Below are 13712 nucleotides of genomic sequence, written 5' to 3'. Positions count from 1 at the left end.
CGAATTGAATCCAACGTTTTGGACTGGTTTCAGGCAACAACGTCAGGCTGGACTGCTTGGTATTGGCCGGTTGTTCTTCCCATACGTGAATTCATGCACTCCCTTCAGTGTTGCTCAATCTCGTACAGGAAACTCTCCAGAATATTTCGGCTCTGGTCCAGCTTCGCTGCTTTCTGATCGGCAACTCGGCACAATGATGAGTATTGTCCAGCGTCAACTGGACCGGCTTGGTGTTCCTCAGCGCCACGAAGCCATCACATTAGAACGCCTTGGGGAGCTGTCTGGTGCCGCAGTGATGAATTCATGGACACCGGGCATCCCTGTCACTGCCATTGCTGAAAATGTTATTGCACAAGCAAAACCGTTTATAAGTTTACTCCACGAAGCCTACCAGGCTGAGCCCGCCAGTTCCCTCTGAGGATCTCCAAACAAGGGGGCGGAGGGATTAATTTTTAATCCCTCCGCCCCATTTTTCGAGTTCTGTTCAAGCGTTTATCAACAAACCAATATTCTATCGTGTCCCAGGTGTCATCGTAGCGAGAAAATGGCATCCAATAGATTTTCTGGAAGGCGCCGAGGAAATCATGCTGTCGGTAAAACTCGACAACACCACCATTGACGAAGAGTCCCTGTACTGCTCGTGCAGATACCTGCTATCCCCGACTATGACTTGCTGATAACTGCCTTCATCAGGCCAGGAAATTTCTTGTCCAGCTCTTCCAGACGCAGGGTGTTATAGCATTCTCGCCCCTTCTTCTCCGAGCGAATTAATCCGGTTTCCCGCAATACACGAAAACAGTGTGAGCGTGTTGAAATGGGTAAGTTATCAATGCCCTCGGCTGCCTGAATGCAGGTCAGTGGCTGCTTGGCCTGGTAAAGGTTTTTGATGATATGCAATCGCGCAGCATCGCCCAGAGCATAGAAAATATTAATGTTCTCTATTTCGTTCATATCGGGGTGGGAAAATGGCTTCATAACTATTCCATGTGTTTGTTCTGGCAAGTGCGGCCGGATAGCTCCCCAGAAAAATATTTGACAATCTGCTTTCGACCAATCAATATATCCATATATTGGATATATTGATTGGTCGGCAGCGAGATATATAATACTCACGAGGTCCCTTGGGTTATGACTTCAATGTAACTAATTCAATGCAATATATCAATATATCGGATGAATGTTATGAATATGGTAGTAAGTGTTCGAATACATATACCGTTGAGGGTATAGCAATGGAATATAGACAGTTAGGAAAATCGGGGCTTCGTGTGCCAGTTCTGAGTTTTGGTGCTGGCACTTTTGCCGGCAAGGGCCCGTTGTTTGGAAATTGGGGAACGACCAACGTGGATGAAGCGCGTCAGTTGGTTGAGATTTGCCTGGAAGCTGGCGTGAATTTATTTGATAGTGCGGATGTCTATTCCGATGGAGACTCTGAAACCGTTTTGGGCAAGGCGCTTGTGGGTCTCAGGGACCAAGTGCTGATTTCAACGAAAGCCGCGCTGCCCATGGGAGATGGCCCGATGGATGCGGGTACCTCCCGTTCTCGTCTGATCAAGAGTGTAGACGAGGCCCTGAAACGCCTTCAGACCGACTATATCGACTTGTTCCAGTTGCATGGCTTCGACAAGTTTACGCCGGTAGAGGAGGTGCTGTACACGCTGGACAATCTGGTTCGACAAGGCAAGATCCGCTACATCGGGGCGTCTAATTTTTCCGGGTGGGAATTAATGAAATCGTTGGGCGTGTCTGATAGTCATGGTTATCCGCGGCAGGTAGCACATCAAGTCTATTACTCGTTAACCGGGCGCGACTATGAATGGGAGTTGATGCCGTTGGGCATGGACCAGGGCGTGGGGGCAATGGTCTGGAGCCCATTGGGCTGGGGCAGATTAACCGGGAAAATTCGCCGGAATGCGCCAATCCCTGAAGGCAGTCGCCTGCACGAAACGGCATCTTTCGGCCCTCCTGTGGATGATGAACATCTCTATGGTATTGTCGACGTACTGGACGACATTGCCGGGGAAACCGGGAAGACAGTTCCGCAAATCGCGATCAACTGGTTACTGCAAAGGCCAACAGTCTCGAGCGTTATCATTGGTGCGCGAAACCAACAGCAACTGCGAGACAATCTAGGTGCGGTGGGGTGGTCCCTGCAGCCTGACCAGGTCAAACGCCTGGATGAGGCAAGTTACCAGATGCCGGCTTATCCGTACTATCCTTATCGAACACAGGAAGGCTTTGCTCGTATCAACCCTCCAGTGGTGTGAGGAAATAGCGACCGAACTTGGTACAAAGCTACTCAGTCATGTCGATGCAACTACCGTAAAAACTCTATTAGAGCTCCATTATGAAGCCGGTACATTGAATGGGCACGGCCAGCAGATTGACCTGGTTTACAATCGCCTGGCGTTCAAACGCTGCCACCATTTTCTCCATTTCAGTTTCGTGCAACGCCAGATAGTCGAGCAGCAGCGAAGCGCGTTCGTCTTGGTGATGCGAAGCGCAATGAGCCAGGCATTCCGCCAGCTTCGCATGCAGTTTTCGGGTCCATTCGATTAGGTCTAAAAATGTTTTAACTTCCATACCCGATCTTTCCACAATGAATGAAACAAGTGCTCAGTCAGTGACGATCTGTGGGCCTGACCGTACTCAGCCATTATGGCCTGCCCACATGGAGTGACCCAACATATAATTCTCCATCACGGTTTCCTCTTCGTGTTGACTTCAGGATATTAGTGGTGGTGAGAATGAGGGTGCTCACTACCTGGCGGCTTGATTCCCGACGTTTTTTTGAGAAAAATCTGCTCGACAACCGCGATGATCATCATCGCCACGACCGCCACGCCAATCACAAAAGGGTCGGCGTTCAGCTTGACCCAGACAAAGCCTCCGAGCGCGAGCAAATCGAGAACAATTGCCGTAACGGGGACCCATGCCCTGGCCTCAATATCCTCCCTCAGATAGCGAATGACGCCCCAATGAATGGCAATGTCCATGATCAGGTAAAACACGATCCCCAGCGCCGCAATGCGGGAGAGGTCAAAGAATGCGGTGAGGACAAGGCCGAGAACCACGGTGTAAACCAGGGTGTGCTTCTGGATGCTCCCCGGCATACCGAAGTGGCTGTGGGGAACCAGTTTCATTTCCGTCAGCATGGCCAGCATTCTGGAGACGGCAAAGATACTGGCGAGAATGCCGCCGGCGGTGGCCATCATGGCAATGGCCACCGTGAACCAAACGCCATACTCCCCCAATGCAGGCCGGGCGGCAGCGGCAAGGGAGTAGTCCCGGGTTTCGATGATTTCGGCAAGGGAGAGATTACTGGCAACGGCAAAGCCCACCAGCGTGTAGATGACCACGCAGGCGGCGATGGAAATCACGATGGCGCGACCCACGTTGCGTTTGGGGTCTTTCACCTCCGAGCCACTGTTGGTAATTGTTGTGAAGCCCTTGAACGCCAGTATTCCGAGTGCCGTTGCACCCAGGAAATTACCCACGGTTCCGGCCTCTCCAGGGTTTGAGAAATCCACTGAAAGGCTGTCAGCGATCCAGATTCCCACCACTCCGAAAATAAGAATGCCCGCGATTTTCAAAACACCGATAAAAGAGGCCACGCCCTGAATCAGTCGATTACCGGAAAGATTCACCAGAAAGGCGGCGAGAATGAGTGATACGCCGAGAACAGGCACCATCATGCCGCTCTCGTCGCCACCGAAAAGCTGCATGGTATAGGCGCCGAAGGTGCGAGCCAGAAAGCTTTGGGCGATCACCATCGAAAAATACATCAGCAAGGCGTTGAACGCCGTCGGCAACCGGTCTCCGTAGGCCTTGTGCAGATACATGCCGATGCCACCGGCAGACGGATAGGCATTGGAAATCTTGATGTAGGAATAGGCGCTAAAGGCAACGATCACGGCGGCGGCCAGAAACGCCAGCGGGAAGAGAACGCCTGTCATCTGCGCCATTTGCCCGGTCAGTGCAAAGATACCAGCGCCTATCATTACTCCGGTTCCCAGCATCACCGTTCCTGGTAATGTCAGGCTGCCTTCTTGGTAATGCGTTGTTCTGTCTTCATCTTTATCCATGAATCCTCCGGTTGTTTTATGCATCCCGGGTGGTCGTCCTGGCCGCCCTGTAGGATGCGATCCGCGTCCTTGCGATACTGTGTTTTATACTACAATCGCTCAACCGCAGAATCTCCAAGCCGCCGCCGTGATGCCAGCCAGTGCCAGATGTTGCCTGTCGTTACCAGTCACTCCCACTCAATCATCAACGAGGGTCTAACCCATTGAAGGCAAAGGATTTAAAAAAGGCTGACTTTAGGTTTTACCGTCGCGTTTACCGTCAGAATCACCAGCTCTTTGTTTCCGCGGGTGACGCAGCGATTTTTCCGGCGGCAATGCTTTTCACCCCATTATCAACCAAGTGACATATTAGCAAAGTGTAAATCACCACGCACTCTCAGGTTACACCACGCAAGAGCACGCCTTGACTTCTATGCACCCAGACCGGGAAGAATACGCAGTACGCGCAGCCACCCCGGTCTGAAGGCAATCACCAGCGCGACACTGATATCCCGCAAGTTATGTTCAGGACTCCCTACCGGCTTTTTTCCGTAGTTCCGTAAACAAAATGCGGCGTAACCGGCAACAAGGAAACCGGCAAGCAAGGTAAGATCAACTCCGAACACCGACCACAATCCTCCCATCGCCGCTTTAACGGGGTGATCGCCGGTAGTCATCCAGTTCAGGACAGCGGCTGCCAGGGAAAGCAACGCAATCATCCAGCCCTGATCCATCCAGGCTCTCTCCCGGCGTATGACGCCGTGCAAAAAGGTGAGCATCCAGACAATAATAAAACTTTTAACTTCAATACTTTCCTGATTCAGTCCGAGCATCGCCAATTGCCCGTCAAGCAGACGATTGACAACCATGTAGCCAAGCGTCGCAACGATGATACCGGTTGTTGATCCCACACTCATTACTTCAACCAGCCGCAAGTGCAATGGCTGATTAGTCATGGACTGAATGCTTTCTCAATATATCCCTATAGTCAGGCATTCGGTATTGCCAGCCTTGATCAAAGTGTAGAATCAGACCGCTGCCATTCTCCAGTCGTTCAAATGCGCTTTCAAGCATTGATCTTACCATGCCAAAGAGCGGTCGCTCGGACAACGAGAATGACACTACCTCCCGATTAAATAAATCGATGACAGGGGAAAGATACAGTTTTTTATCCGCGACTCTGAACTCCGTGACATCCGTCACCCACTTCGTGTCGCTGTTTAAGGGGCTCAGAAAGATGGGTTTACCGGACGTGTATGGACTTCTCCTACTCAGACTCTTGATTATTTTCCGGGGGATTACAATAGGAATGCTTCCTAGATATCGACAAGCCTGTCTGGTACTGAATTCCCGTGAGGGATAAACATCCTTCAAGGGGATTGGGTGTCTCGTCCGCTCGGCAGCTATCGACTGCAACTGGTTGCCTCACCCGACTACCTGGCCAGCCACGGCACACCAACGACCCCATCGGATCTCGCTAATCACGCTTGCCTGCATCACAAGTTTCCATCCACAGGCAAATTGGAGCCGTGGCCGTTAAAGACAGTTGATGGCAAACCTGATCAAGAGTCGTCATCCGTCATGGTCTGCAATACATCGTCAGCACTACTGGACGTTGCACTAGCGGGGCTTGGCATAGCGAGCCTTCCAGACTTCATGGTCCGGCAGTCTATCGAGCAAGGAAAACTGATTTCGATTCTCGACGCACACATCGAACACGAAGGTACTTTCCGGCCGGTGTGGCCGTCAAGCAAGCACCTGGCGCCCAAGGTGCGCGTCTTTATCGATTTTATGGTCGAGACACTGTTCAGATCCTGACAAATATTTAGCCCATTTCCCGGAACACTAAAGAGTCGCGAACCACGAGCGGTGGATCTCGTGCATCACTTTCCAGAGGACTTGCCATTGATTCCCGAAAATTTTGATCCTCTTTTGACAAGAATCTGGGTGAGTTCATTCGTCTTTCCGTTTTCGTCCCCCCCCAGCACCAATATCTTGTCACCGTCACCGACGGTGAAATTATTGTCTTAGATGGATCGAGTTTACCGAACAGCGCGCTGTCCTTGTCGTTTCGCGATCGGGTTACATTTTATGGGCACGAGCATCTGAGCGTGCTTTCAAATCTGGCGCCTATATCAAGGCCGTAGGCGTGCCGCCTGTCAGTGTTCCAACCGCCTCGCTTGCAGCGGGGCAAGGAACAATCGACGCTGAGACAGCGCGCTCAGGTCGTAGTTTCGATGGTGGGGTATGGTTCAGTGACCCCTGCCATGAACTGGCAATTTACTCCGGCCAGTATGATTTTGTGATTTCTGTGGTTCAGTTGCCGCGCTCGCCAGAATCTCTCGGCGAGGAAATACGCGTTTTGAAGCAATAGCTTTATATCCGAATTCGATGTCCTATTTTATATCGCTTTACATTGAAACTACGGCAGCATAAACAGCTCTGCACGTCTTCGTTATTCCGGCTGCATAGCCTGGACCTATAGCTGCAACGCCGCTTGCAGGTCTCCGTGTTCAAAAGCACTGGACATCCGGGCGATTTCTGTACGCCGGGCACCCACCGCTTCAGCCACCGACTGCCAGGTCCGGGTAGCCTCCGCCACCTCGTGGATAACAACACGTGCTGCCTTCAGACTTAAACCGAAGTATTCCGAGGCTTCTTCGAGCAATTCCACCGAACAAGTGCCTTCATCGAGATCGATATTGGTCGTCAGGATGCGTACTTTCACATCCACTGGCGTCGGATTCAAGTCGTAAGCCGGCGACAACACCCAGCCACCCTGCCCTGCCCATAGAAAGCCGTGGTTGCGCAAATGATCGTCAACATTGGACACCAGTACATTGAAGGCCACGCGACGATAAAGCTGTACCGCATCCGCTTTGGCTTGCACTCCATGTGCTGTCAGGGCATCAACCAGTTCGGGATAGCTACCACGTTCTCCATCCTGTGATCCCGTCATTGACATCGCTGACAGAAAGGGAACGCGCCATCCATTGACGCGATCGAAACGACGCGACAACAGTACCGCTTTTCCGGCAACCTGCACCAATTGATGCTCTGGTGTCTCAATACCCGCCCGCTCCGCTAGCCTGAGCGCAATTTCTTCCCAGGTTTCAATACTGTAGTCATCCGCTTCTTTGGGAAATTTGGCAATCGACAAATGACCGTACTGGTCGATCACAGACGCCTTGGGCCGGGCACCTCCCAGTGACGAACCCGGCGCAAAAATCAGCCGAAGATCTTCGTCCGTTTCCTCATCACGATCGATACGCTCGCTGATCTGGAGCAGGCGACCAAGCTCAACCAGTGCCGGAACGCCCTCACGTACCGGCGCCTGGAATACTTCCTCGCCACTCCAACGAAAACGCAGTGCACCGAGCCGGGTTTCGTCCGCCACACCAAGCAGGTAATGTAATTCCCCCAAGGTGTGCACCTGCCGTCCTTCCCGCTCCGCCAGACGCCGCTCAGCACGTTGCATCAAGCGCCGGCCCCAAGTATCCGGTGCAGAGTCGCCTATCGAACCGAATATAGCCTGTCCCGCCTGTGGCGGAAACGTTCCAGCTGTCAACGTCAGTGCCGGTTCGATTGAAAACCGGTTTGCATCCTCAAGCCAGGCCGGATCGTATTCAAAGGTAACGGTCTCACTTCGTCGTGACATTTGCCGACGCAATAGCCCCAATCGACGCACTTGCCCTTCCAGATCAATGTGAACTTCGACATCAGTCATGAGACCGTTTCCTTGTCGCACTGGGCATACGGACACGTTTGGGCAGCTCTGCTGAAGAGAGGGCTTGCCCGACTTCATCCCGAGCGGGGTCAGCAAGTTGATCGAGCCCCTTGAGCAAACCCAAGGCCTGTAAAACAGCGGCGTAGATACCCATGCTCACGCCGGGATCACCGGACTCGACCCGTTGAAGGGTCGCCCGACTGGTAAACGCACGGTCTGCGACCACTGCCATCGTTAACCGACGCCTCTGCCGCGCTTCCCGGATATCTGTACCCAATTTCCGCAGTACGCGCTTGACGGCGGCGGACGGGTGATGAGGAGTAGGCATAGTGTTATCTTCAAATAGCTTTAAATGGCATTAATGTATCACGATGTATACATAATTCCAACCGCCCGCCTACCTACGTTCAAGTCCATCAACTAGTTGCACCACTTATCGAGACCCAGCGTTATGCGATACTCCCGCCAATCACGGCTCTGAGTGGACACTCTCACTGGGGGGGTTGCTCCAGTTCGCCCCAGTAAGTTGTAGCAATCGCCTCCTATAGCCACCATAACTCCATTGCCCAATTTCGCTGTGAGCACAGCACCGGAGCCATGCATGGAATCCCAATCACGCCCATCCCTGCCAATACCCGGAACACCGGAATACGAGGAGTTACCACAATATGTTGTGAAATCTCCTCTTCCCTTTCGCAGAACTATCCGCCGGCAGGAACTGCACCAGATCGTGCCCTTGGCAGAAACCACGATCTACGAGCTGGAACGCCGCGGAGATTTCCCGCGCCGCTTCAACCTAACACCCGCTGCGTCGTATGGGATCTAGAGGAAGTGGAGGCTTGGATCGAGGAGCGCAAGTACGAATCCCGATCAGGGAAAACGGCTCCCGCTCCCGGACCAGACGTGAGACAACGTATCGCCCGCCCTGTGCACTCTCGCAACAACTGAGCTGACAGCTATGCTGTCAGCAACTCCATATTCCCTTGGCCTCTCAACGGGTGCCGCATAGTCTCCTTAGCGATATTCACTTCCAATGCCACTCTCGCGGCTTCCAATATCCCAGTATCAATCTGGTAGCCTCCTCGCACCCTCAGCCAATCAAGTACCTCCGCCAGATGCCAGATCGAGGCACTACCTTCGTGAACCGGTATGGGGAACGTCATCCGGTGGGCAAGCATGAGTTTGCGCATCCCCTGCCGGGAAATACCCACCAGGTCCGCCACATCCGTCAGACCGACAAGATCCGGCGAAGCCTCGATCAGGCGCGCTAAAGGAACGGCACTTTTGACATCGGCTAAGGCGGTTCGAACCGCCTCCTCAGCACTGCCCGCCTCGCGGGAGAATTCCAGCGCCAGGCGACCGGGCTGCCCCACACCGACAAGGGCATCATCACAGCCGGCTGCACCCAGACGCTCCACCAGCACATCCGGGTCACTGTCCTCGTCAGTCAATTGGTATTTCAGCGTAAAAATGTATTCCATAGCTCAATCCTCCGGTTCCGTATCGCCCCGGCGCTGGTGAATGGAGCATGTGTCCACCACCCTACGCAGCGCCCGGCCATGGCTGCCGGGATTTCTCGGCGTACTCCACACACTCGCGATACAGAACTCACCACAGCGGCATTCATCGTCATTGTAGGGGCAGTAAATTCTGCCCCAGGCGTGGCCACCGCCAACTTCGACTGGCCATCACTCCCCTTCAGCATGTCTGAGCGCAGCTTCAACTTCTTTCTTCGGATGTGATGGGCGCGTCATTTCTTGCCTCCAGTATGGGGGTGACACCCAAGGATGTCATGTGACAACCTTGGGTGTGCATGAACATGGAAGCAGACTCTTCTCCGGTTTACTAAACAGGAAATTTGCTCACTATTAGTGAGCATTTCTTTGGTTTTATAAACCGCGCCAAGCAGACCGCCATACGGTGCATCTAGTGGAATTCCAGTTAGTACAACTGTAGTCATACCGACGCCCTCAACGCTGGCACCGACATACACGATGGCAACAGCGTTGGAGTGTAGGTCTCCCCCTCCACCCAGGCATCGATCATGTTCGCCCACTCCTGCAGCATATGCCGACGCTGCTCGGCATACTCCGCCTTGTTATACACGGCGCGCGACGAACGGTTATCCTCGTGGGCCAGCGCCTTCTCAATCCAGTCGCGATTGAAGCCAACTTCATTGAGCAAGCAATGTGGCAACGGTATCCATCTCATGCATCATCAGCCGAATCTCGGCAGGGGACAGCGCGCAATCCTTTGGAGCAAAGGTGGCGATGGACGCAGGGCTCACCTCCTCCACAGCCTTGCGGACATCCAGCAGACGCTCGCGCGCCAGGGCAAGGGAGATACCGCCCGGCCCGTAACGACCGAGGGTGAGGGTTTCGCGGCGGCCATTGAGGCGGTAGTCGTAGCGGAAGGTGACGGTGCCGGTTTTCGACACCGTCACGTACATGCCATCGCGGTCGGAGGCCTTGTAGGGCGCGGCTTTGGGCTTGAGTTTGCGTAGTGCTGTATCGGTCAACATATCAGGTTTCTCCTGTGGTTGCGGTTTGTTACCGTCAAGGGTCAGGAGCCCTGATGATGTCCCTAAGTTCTTGATATCAAAAGAAGTTAGGGCGTAGTTTTACCGTCATGCCGAAAAAAGTCATGACGGTAAATGGGAGAGTCTTAATTCGAGGGATTTGCGATACCGTCGTTTTTACCGACAAATGTTTCTGCTTGCCGCCGATAGCCACTGATAGGTAATGAGACGTAAATTAATAAAAATCAAAACCTTACGCCACTTTTCCGATAGCCGCCGATAGTCCCTGAAAGACCTTATTTCACTCCCACTCAATCGTCGCCGGCGGCTTGCTACTGACATCATAAGTCACCCGCGACACCCCCGAGATCTCGTTGATAATCCGGTTGGAGACACGTTCCAGCAGTTCATAGGGCAGGTGTGCCCAGCGAGCGGTCATGAAGTCGATGGTTTCCACGGCGCGCAGGGCGATCACCCATTCATAGCGGCGGCCGTCGCCCACCACGCCGACGGACCTGACCGGCAGGAACACGGCGAAGGCCTGGCTGGTCTTGTGGTACCAGTCTTCGCGGTGCAGCTCTTCGATGAAGATGGCGTCGGCGCGGCGCAGCAGTTCCGCGTACTCGCGCTTCACCTCGCCGAGGATGCGCACCCCCAGGCCGGGACCGGGAAAGGGGTGGCGGTAGACCATGTCGTAGGGCAGGCCCAGTTCCAGGCCGATGCGGCGCACTTCGTCCTTGAACAGTTCCCGCAACGGTTCCACCAGGGACATGGCCATGTCCTCGGGCAGGCCGCCGACATTGTGGTGGGACTTGATCACATGGGCCTTGCCGGTCTTGCCGCCGGCGGACTCGATCACATCCGGGTAGATGGTGCCCTGGGCGAGCCAGTTCACATCCCGTAGACGGGTGGCCTCGGTGTCGAACACCTCGATAAAGGTATTGCCTATGATTTTGCGCTTCTGTTCAGGGTCGGCGACGCCAGCCAGCTTGTCCAGGAACAGGTCCTCGGCGTCGACACGAATGACCTTCACCCCCATGTTGCGGGCGAACATCTCCATCACCTGGTCGCCCTCGTGCAGGCGCAGCAGGCCATTGTCGACGAACACACAGGTCAGCTGTTCGCCGATGGCGCGGTGCAGCAGGGCCGCCACCACCGAGGAGTCGACCCCGCCGGACAGGCCCAGCAGCACCTTGTCATCGCCGACAGTGGCCCGCACCCGCGCGATGGCATCCTCGACGATATTGGCCGGGGTCCACAGCGCCTCGCAGCCGCACAATTCGAGCACGAAATGCTCGACAATGCGCTTGCCCTGCAGGGTGTGAGTCACCTCGGGGTGGAACTGGATGCCGTAGAACGGTTTTTCCCGGTGTGCCATCGCGGCGATGGCACAGCTGTCGGTGGCCGCCATCAGCTCAAACTCCGGCGGCAGTTCGACCACCTTGTCGCCGTGGCTCATCCACACGTCCAGCAGGCTGTTGCCATCGGCGTCAAAGTGGTCGCGGATATCGTGCAGCAGGCCGCCTGGCGCGGTCAGCCGGATCTGGGCGTAGCCGAATTCGCTGGTGGGAGAGGCAGAAACCTTGCCGCCAAACTGGGCCGCCATGACCTGCATCCCATAACAGATGCCCAGCACCGGCACTCCCAGCTCGAACACACAGGCCGGGGCCCGCGGCGAGCCCGGAGCCGGCACCGATTCCGGGCCGCCGGAGAGGATAATGCCGCGGGGCGCAAAGGCACGGATCTCCTCCTCGGTCACATCGAAGGCCCGGATTTCGCTGTAGACCCCCACCTCCCGCACCCGCCGCGCAATCAATTGGGTGTACTGGGAGCCGAAATCCAGGATCAGGATGCGACTGGCGTGAATATCTGCATTCATGGGGGTCCTGACCGCTACCGCACCGGGTAGTTGGGCGCTTCCTTGGTGATGGAGACATCGTGCACGTGGCTTTCGGACATGCCCGCCGAGGTCACCCGGACGAATTCGGGGCGGGTGCGCATGTCGTCGATCGTGCTGCTGCCGGTGTAGCCCATGGCCGAGCGTACGCCGCCCATCAGCTGGTGAATAATCGCTGATACCGGCCCCTTGTAGGGAACCCGGCCCTCAATGCCTTCCGGCACCAGCTTTTCCGCGCCTTTGCTGGCGTCCTGGAAGTAGCGATCGGAGGAGCCCTGGTTGCGGGACATCGCGCCCAGCGAACCCATGCCGCGGTAGGCCTTGTAGGTGCGGCCCTGGTACAGTTCCACTTCGCCCGGCGCCTCCTCGGTACCGGCAAACATGCTGCCCATCATCACTGCGTGGGCGCCGGCCACCAGCGCCTTGGCGATATCCCCGGAGAAGCGGATGCCGCCGTCGGACACCACCGGGATATCCCGCCCCGCCAGCGCCTCCACCACGTTGGCGATGGCGGTAATCTGCGGCACCCCGGTACCGGTGACGATGCGGGTTGTACAGATCGAGCCAGGGCCGATGCCCACCTTGACGCCATCCGCACCGGCCTCGACCAGCGCCAGGGCCGCGGCTCCGGTGGCGATATTACCCCCGATCACCTGCATCGAAGGATAGGCAGACTTGATCATCCGCACCCGCTCCAGCACATTGCGGGAATGACCGTGGGCAGTATCCACGATCAGCACGTCCACGCCAGCGCGCACCAGCGCCTCTACCCGGTCATCGGTATCCGCGCTGGTGCCGATTGAGGCACCTACCCGTAGCTGGCCATAGGAGTCCTTGCAGGCATGGGGGAAGCTTTCGGCCTTGTCGAAATCCTTCACGGTAATCATGCCGCAGAGGTCGAAGTTGTCGTTGACCACCAGGATCTTCTCGATCCGGTGCTGGTGCAGCAGGCGCTGCACTTCCTCGGAACCGGCCCCTTCCTTCACCGTGACCAGCTTGTCTCGCGGAGTCATGATTTCGGACACGCGCTTGGCGGGGTCGGATTCAAACCGGACATCGCGCCGCGTGACGATACCGACCAGATCGGCGCCATCCAGGACCGGAACCCCGGAGATGCCGTGGGCGTTGGTCAGCTCCTTCAGTTCGGCAATGGTGGCGTTCTGCTGGATGGTGATCGGATCCTTTACCACGCCGCTCTCGAATTTTTTTACCTTGCGCACCTGTTCAGCTTGCTCGGCAATGGTCATGCTCTTGTGGATGACGCCGATACCCCCCTCCTGGGCCATGGCAATCGCCAATCGGGCCTCGGTCACCGTATCCATGGCCGCCGACAGCAACGGGATATTGAGCTCGATACTCCGGGTCAGGCGGGTGCGCAGGGAGACATCGGTGGCCACCACTTCGGAGTACCCGGGCAACAGCAGTACATCGTCGAAGGTCAGGGCTTCCTGGGCGATACGCAACATAGGGCCTCTCCGGTTGGCAGATGGAAGGTAAACATGCAAT

The 13712-nt window shown here is 55.5% G+C and carries 15 protein-coding genes and 1 pseudogene; 4 read left to right on the top strand and 12 right to left on the bottom strand.

All coding sequences use genetic code 11. The features are described 5' to 3' along the window. Nucleotides 1-4: 4 nt before the first annotated feature. Nucleotides 5-418 (top strand): aminotransferase class IV, encoded by a 414-nt coding sequence (locus G3T16_RS21255; RefSeq protein ID WP_197911722.1) that lies wholly within the window; start codon nucleotides 5-7, stop codon nucleotides 416-418. 245 nt (nucleotides 419-663) lie between these two features. Here the strand turns inward: G3T16_RS21255 and G3T16_RS17275 are convergent, their stop codons facing one another. Further along, nucleotides 664-975 carry an ArsR/SmtB family transcription factor gene (locus G3T16_RS17275; protein WP_163496310.1) on the bottom strand — a complete coding sequence of 104 codons (312 nt, stop codon included), beginning with the start codon at nucleotides 973-975 and terminating at the stop codon, nucleotides 664-666. Between the two features lie 257 nt (nucleotides 976-1232). On the opposite strand from G3T16_RS17275, the gene G3T16_RS17270 reads away from it, so the two are divergent. Further along, on the top strand, nucleotides 1233-2267 hold the full coding sequence (locus tag G3T16_RS17270; protein ID WP_163496309.1) for an aldo/keto reductase: 1035 nt from the start codon (nucleotides 1233-1235) through the stop codon (nucleotides 2265-2267). 67 nt (nucleotides 2268-2334) lie between these two features. On the opposite strand, the gene G3T16_RS17265 is transcribed toward G3T16_RS17270, so the two are convergent. The 4 genes and pseudogenes from G3T16_RS17265 to G3T16_RS17250 form a co-directional block, all read right to left on the bottom strand. Then, nucleotides 2335-2583: a hypothetical protein gene (locus tag G3T16_RS17265; protein ID WP_197911721.1), complete on the bottom strand. Its 249-nt coding sequence runs from the start codon at nucleotides 2581-2583 to the stop codon at nucleotides 2335-2337. Nucleotides 2584-2732: 149 nt separating this feature from the next. Next, complete coding sequence (locus G3T16_RS17260; protein WP_163496308.1) at nucleotides 2733-4085, bottom strand: APC family permease; 1353 nt, start codon at nucleotides 4083-4085, stop codon at nucleotides 2733-2735. Nucleotides 4086-4495: 410 nt separating this feature from the next. Further along, on the bottom strand, nucleotides 4496-5020 hold the full coding sequence (locus G3T16_RS17255; protein ID WP_163496307.1) for a hypothetical protein: 525 nt from the start codon (nucleotides 5018-5020) through the stop codon (nucleotides 4496-4498). Further along, nucleotides 5013-5276 (bottom strand): annotated as a pseudogene (locus tag G3T16_RS17250) (DDE-type integrase/transposase/recombinase); the annotation flags it as partial. The pseudogene G3T16_RS17250 and the gene G3T16_RS17255, both read right to left, overlap by 8 nt. Before the next feature lie 171 nt (nucleotides 5277-5447). Here G3T16_RS17250 and G3T16_RS17245 point away from each other — a divergent pair. Next, a complete protein-coding gene (locus G3T16_RS17245; RefSeq protein ID WP_197911720.1) occupies nucleotides 5448-5882 on the top strand; it encodes a LysR substrate-binding domain-containing protein in 435 nt (144 codons plus the stop codon). 661 nt (nucleotides 5883-6543) lie between these two features. Here the strand turns inward: G3T16_RS17245 and G3T16_RS17240 are convergent. After that, nucleotides 6544-7791 (bottom strand): type II toxin-antitoxin system HipA family toxin, encoded by a 1248-nt coding sequence (locus tag G3T16_RS17240; protein ID WP_163496305.1) that lies wholly within the window; start codon nucleotides 7789-7791, stop codon nucleotides 6544-6546. Next, the gene (locus G3T16_RS23220) at nucleotides 7784-8119 is read right to left on the bottom strand and encodes a helix-turn-helix domain-containing protein (RefSeq protein ID WP_163496304.1); all 336 of its coding nucleotides are present in this window, start codon (nucleotides 8117-8119) and stop codon (nucleotides 7784-7786) included. The genes G3T16_RS17240 and G3T16_RS23220 overlap by 8 nt, the downstream gene beginning before the upstream one ends. 273 nt (nucleotides 8120-8392) lie before the next feature. On the opposite strand from G3T16_RS23220, the gene G3T16_RS23425 reads away from it, so the two are divergent. Then, nucleotides 8393-8617 (top strand): helix-turn-helix transcriptional regulator, encoded by a 225-nt coding sequence (locus G3T16_RS23425; protein WP_456298654.1) that lies wholly within the window; start codon nucleotides 8393-8395, stop codon nucleotides 8615-8617. Between the two features lie 130 nt (nucleotides 8618-8747). Here the strand turns inward: G3T16_RS23425 and G3T16_RS17225 are convergent, their stop codons facing one another. The 5 genes from G3T16_RS17225 to guaB all read right to left on the bottom strand — a co-directional run bounded on the left by G3T16_RS17225 (nucleotide 8748) and on the right by guaB (nucleotide 13672). Then, nucleotides 8748-9272, bottom strand: a complete 525-nt coding sequence (locus tag G3T16_RS17225) for a helix-turn-helix transcriptional regulator (RefSeq protein ID WP_163496303.1) — start codon at nucleotides 9270-9272, stop codon at nucleotides 8748-8750. Between the two features lie 475 nt (nucleotides 9273-9747). Next, entirely contained in the window at nucleotides 9748-9975 is a 228-nt protein-coding gene (locus tag G3T16_RS23420) for a hypothetical protein (protein ID WP_456298653.1), read from the bottom strand. Further along, nucleotides 9965-10312 (bottom strand): Arm DNA-binding domain-containing protein, encoded by a 348-nt coding sequence (locus G3T16_RS23415; RefSeq protein WP_232059144.1) that lies wholly within the window; start codon nucleotides 10310-10312, stop codon nucleotides 9965-9967. The genes G3T16_RS23420 and G3T16_RS23415 overlap by 11 nt, the downstream gene beginning before the upstream one ends. Nucleotides 10313-10610: 298 nt before the next feature. Further along, the gene (gene guaA, locus G3T16_RS17210; RefSeq protein WP_163496302.1) at nucleotides 10611-12188 is read right to left on the bottom strand and encodes a glutamine-hydrolyzing GMP synthase; all 1578 of its coding nucleotides are present in this window, start codon (nucleotides 12186-12188) and stop codon (nucleotides 10611-10613) included. A 14-nt stretch (nucleotides 12189-12202) separates the two neighbouring features. Then, entirely contained in the window at nucleotides 12203-13672 is a 1470-nt protein-coding gene (gene guaB / locus G3T16_RS17205; protein WP_163496301.1) for an IMP dehydrogenase, read from the bottom strand. Nucleotides 13673-13712 lie beyond the last annotated feature (40 nt).

This window comes from Kineobactrum salinum (genome assembly GCF_010669285.1).
Taxonomy (GTDB): domain Bacteria; phylum Pseudomonadota; class Gammaproteobacteria; order Pseudomonadales; family Halieaceae; genus Kineobactrum; species Kineobactrum salinum.
Note: the sequence above shows the minus strand (reverse complement) of the source record. Positions and strands in the feature narration are given on the sequence as shown.

Excerpts from the sequence above, each read along its gene's own strand:
- G3T16_RS17275 (WP_163496310.1), bottom strand. The coding sequence starts at position 975 with ATGAAGCCATTTTCCCACCCCGATATGAACGAAATAGAGAACATTAAT.
- G3T16_RS17270 (WP_163496309.1), top strand. The coding sequence starts at position 1,233 with ATGGAATATAGACAGTTAGGAAAATCGGGGCTTCGTGTGCCAGTTCTG.
- G3T16_RS17265 (WP_197911721.1), bottom strand. The coding sequence starts at position 2,583 with ATGGAAGTTAAAACATTTTTAGACCTAATCGAATGGACCCGAAAACTG.
- G3T16_RS17260 (WP_163496308.1), bottom strand. The coding sequence starts at position 4,085 with ATGGATAAAGATGAAGACAGAACAACGCATTACCAAGAAGGCAGCCTG.
- G3T16_RS17255 (WP_163496307.1), bottom strand. The coding sequence starts at position 5,020 with ATGACTAATCAGCCATTGCACTTGCGGCTGGTTGAAGTAATGAGTGTG.
- G3T16_RS17240 (WP_163496305.1), bottom strand. The coding sequence starts at position 7,791 with ATGACTGATGTCGAAGTTCACATTGATCTGGAAGGGCAAGTGCGTCGA.
- G3T16_RS23220 (WP_163496304.1), bottom strand. The coding sequence starts at position 8,119 with ATGCCTACTCCTCATCACCCGTCCGCCGCCGTCAAGCGCGTACTGCGG.
- G3T16_RS23425 (WP_456298654.1), top strand. The coding sequence starts at position 8,393 with ATGGAATCCCAATCACGCCCATCCCTGCCAATACCCGGAACACCGGAA.
- G3T16_RS17225 (WP_163496303.1), bottom strand. The coding sequence starts at position 9,272 with ATGGAATACATTTTTACGCTGAAATACCAATTGACTGACGAGGACAGT.
- G3T16_RS23415 (WP_232059144.1), bottom strand. The coding sequence starts at position 10,312 with ATGTTGACCGATACAGCACTACGCAAACTCAAGCCCAAAGCCGCGCCC.
- guaA (WP_163496302.1), bottom strand. The coding sequence starts at position 12,188 with ATGAATGCAGATATTCACGCCAGTCGCATCCTGATCCTGGATTTCGGC.
- guaB (WP_163496301.1), bottom strand. The coding sequence starts at position 13,672 with ATGTTGCGTATCGCCCAGGAAGCCCTGACCTTCGACGATGTACTGCTG.